The organism is uncultured Fibrobacter sp., from assembly GCF_937877005.1.
In the GTDB taxonomy this organism is placed as follows: Bacteria; Fibrobacterota; Fibrobacteria; order Fibrobacterales; family Fibrobacteraceae; genus Fibrobacter.
Genome location: NZ_CALEFV010000110.1, coordinates 1 through 2,585, shown reverse-complemented (window position 1 = coordinate 2,585; position 2,585 = coordinate 1). Strand labels below are relative to the sequence as shown.

General features: G+C 47.1%; 3 protein-coding genes. All 3 read right to left on the bottom strand.

What is annotated here, in order from left to right; genetic code table 11:
- Positions 1-1,641 (bottom strand): InlB B-repeat-containing protein (locus Q0628_RS05510; protein ID WP_298768924.1); only part of this gene is annotated, 1,641 nt, incomplete at its 3' end.
- Between the two features lie 104 nt (positions 1,642-1,745).
- The gene (locus Q0628_RS05505; RefSeq protein ID WP_298768922.1) at positions 1,746-2,336 is read right to left on the bottom strand and encodes a nitroreductase; all 591 of its coding nucleotides are present in this window, start codon (positions 2,334-2,336) and stop codon (positions 1,746-1,748) included.
- A gap of 26 nt (positions 2,337-2,362) precedes the next feature.
- Positions 2,363-2,585, bottom strand: a 223-nt coding sequence (locus Q0628_RS05500; RefSeq protein WP_298768920.1) for a hypothetical protein, incomplete at its 5' end; no start/stop codon positions are given.

Genomic DNA, 2,585 nt, shown 5'->3' with positions numbered 1-2,585 from the left:
TTTTTTAGCCATCCCCGTCTGACTCTCTGGGTATATCCACTTGGCGAACAGGCATGAAGTTTCCGTTGGTGGTACAGACAGATCGTAAAAATGCTCAAGGGTGTCATCCGCATACCAGCCGTCAAATTCAAATCCGGATTCCCGGCTAGCCGTACCTAGCACAAATGCAGCAGAATCTGCCGACCACCTGAATTCCAAAGGTAAATAGAAGGTGCGCCCGTTGTAAGTTTGGCCTTTATTCATTTCGAAATGAATGACAAAGAAGCTTTTCCACTTTGCATAAAGTTTCCAATCGCCATAATATTGCGTCTTTATGGTATCGATTTTTTGGACAAAGTTGCTATCCAGGAACCAGCCTTCGAATTCGTCGTTTTCTTTTTGCGGGGCGCTCAACACAATAGCAGAATCGCCCTTGATATAACTAGCCGGATTTTGCTCACTGTTTACACCGCCATACAAGACATAATCAATCGAGAACGCGTTTTCTTTAAAGACAGGGTACGCCGCCGTGTCACCATTATCGATACACTTGGAGTTTTCCACCTCAAATATGATACTGCTTGTAGAGCAGGCATTGCCCTTTTTTGCCACAATGCAGTCTGTAGAAGCCCCTTTCACTTGGCCCGCGAAAGAGACATTCCTTAAAACGGCGACATCCATTTCGCCAACAATGCCGCCCGCATAAGCGCCTTCAACAAGCCCTAAACTGTAGGAATTTTCAATGAAGGCTGCACGCGAATAATCAGCGGCATTTTTACCGGCGTACTGTGGGGCATTCAAGGCCGGCCTCATAGCCGTCACACATTCATCTGGAGCCAAGAATACACTACCGATCAGGCCACCGGCATAATCTTCCGCATGGACCGACACGTCCGTATATACATTATTCATTTGAACCGGCCCGCCAATTGTCGCCGCGATACCGCCGACAACTTTACCAGAAAAGTAGGAATCCGTAACGCCCAGGTTCTTGACAAAAGTAGGCGCTACGTTTCCACCATAAACATTTCCGAGTTCCATAAAAAGGCCGTAGTTTCCACGCAGGCCCGAAATCTTGAAACCGTTGCCTTCGAACGTCCCCTTGAAAAGAACCGGAATCCAGTACACAAATTCTTCCAAAGACAGATTCTTGTCTTTATCAAGCAAGTTCTTGTTAACGACAATATCATTCAAGAGAGAAATACAACCTTCAAATCGATACTCGGGACTGTATTCATAATCCTGTTTAGAAACCGAAGCAATACCATACAATTCCCTGGCGGTTCGGATCAAGTAACAGCCTCGTTCATCTTGCTGCGGAATTTCAGGAACAAGACCCCACCTTGCTTCCACCGTAAAATTTTCAATATCGCTCACGAGCCAGCTTCTTGAGAGATTCCTGAAGCGAGCAAAATTTTCCCCTTTATAATAGCTGGAGTCCTTGCCGCTTGCAGACACAACATACCACCCTAAGAAGGCATAGCCTTCCTTTGAAGGTGCTTTCAGAATAAGCTTGGTCGTATCACGTTCGTAACTCGCCGGATTGTCCGGATGGTTAACGCCACCCATCAAGTTGTACGTGATTGTATAGGCCTGCGCCGAAATTGCGACGACAAGCACAAACGCCAAAAGGCTAAAACCCCTGAAAAACGAGTATAACATGTCTCCTCCTTATATCTCATACAAAATATATATCAAAAAAGCCGGACGTTACAGGACATCCGGTTTTTTCCGTTGACAAAATGTCACAATCTACACAGAAAGCGCTATAAATACTCCACCAGGTTCCCGGTACGCGGAGATTCAGTGCGGTTCGGGAGGCCCGATTCGGTGTCGGCATAGCCGATGGCTACCGAGGCGTACACACGTTCATCCTCGCGCAAGCCAAAGCCGCGCAGGTATTCGAGCAGGGTCGGGTCTTCGTTCAGCCACTTGAGCTGATTGATATAGCAACTGCCCAAATCCAGTTCGTTCGCGGCGAGCATCATGTTTTCGACAGCGCAGGCGACATCGGCCATGTTGTTGCCGTAATCTTTTTTGTTTGCGACCACAATCAGAACGGGAGCCGTATAGCAGAAAGAATAATTGCCTTTTTGCGATAGGCGAATGGAATTCTGGAGGCTCTTATAAAGATCATCGCGGAGTTCCATTTTGGCAAATGCAGACTGCACGAGTTCAACAAGTTTCTTGAGAACTTCGGGATTGCTAATCACGAAAAAATGATTGCTTTGGCAATTGCCACCCGTGGGCGCAAAGCGGCCCGCCTCTACGATTTTTTCAAGCTTTTCACGTTCCACAGGCTTTGCCTGGAACTTGCGCGTGCTGCGTCTGGTCTTGATTGCTTCTAGTGTATTCATGCGGAACAATTTAACATTTTATCGTTTTACGGTGTCCCGCCGTATATAACGTAGTCGCCGTTCCTGTCGATAAACTTGATGTTCCTGTTTTCTTCGACGATTCTGAATGCGGGGCTTTGCGAGGGGAACTTGTCGTCGGATATAAGGTAAAGCGACTTGTCAACCCGCAGGTAGTTTGCCGCAAAGGCGATTTTCCCCTTGTCTTCAAAACCATGGCATCGTGAAAATTCGAGCGAGTCGAGTATCGAT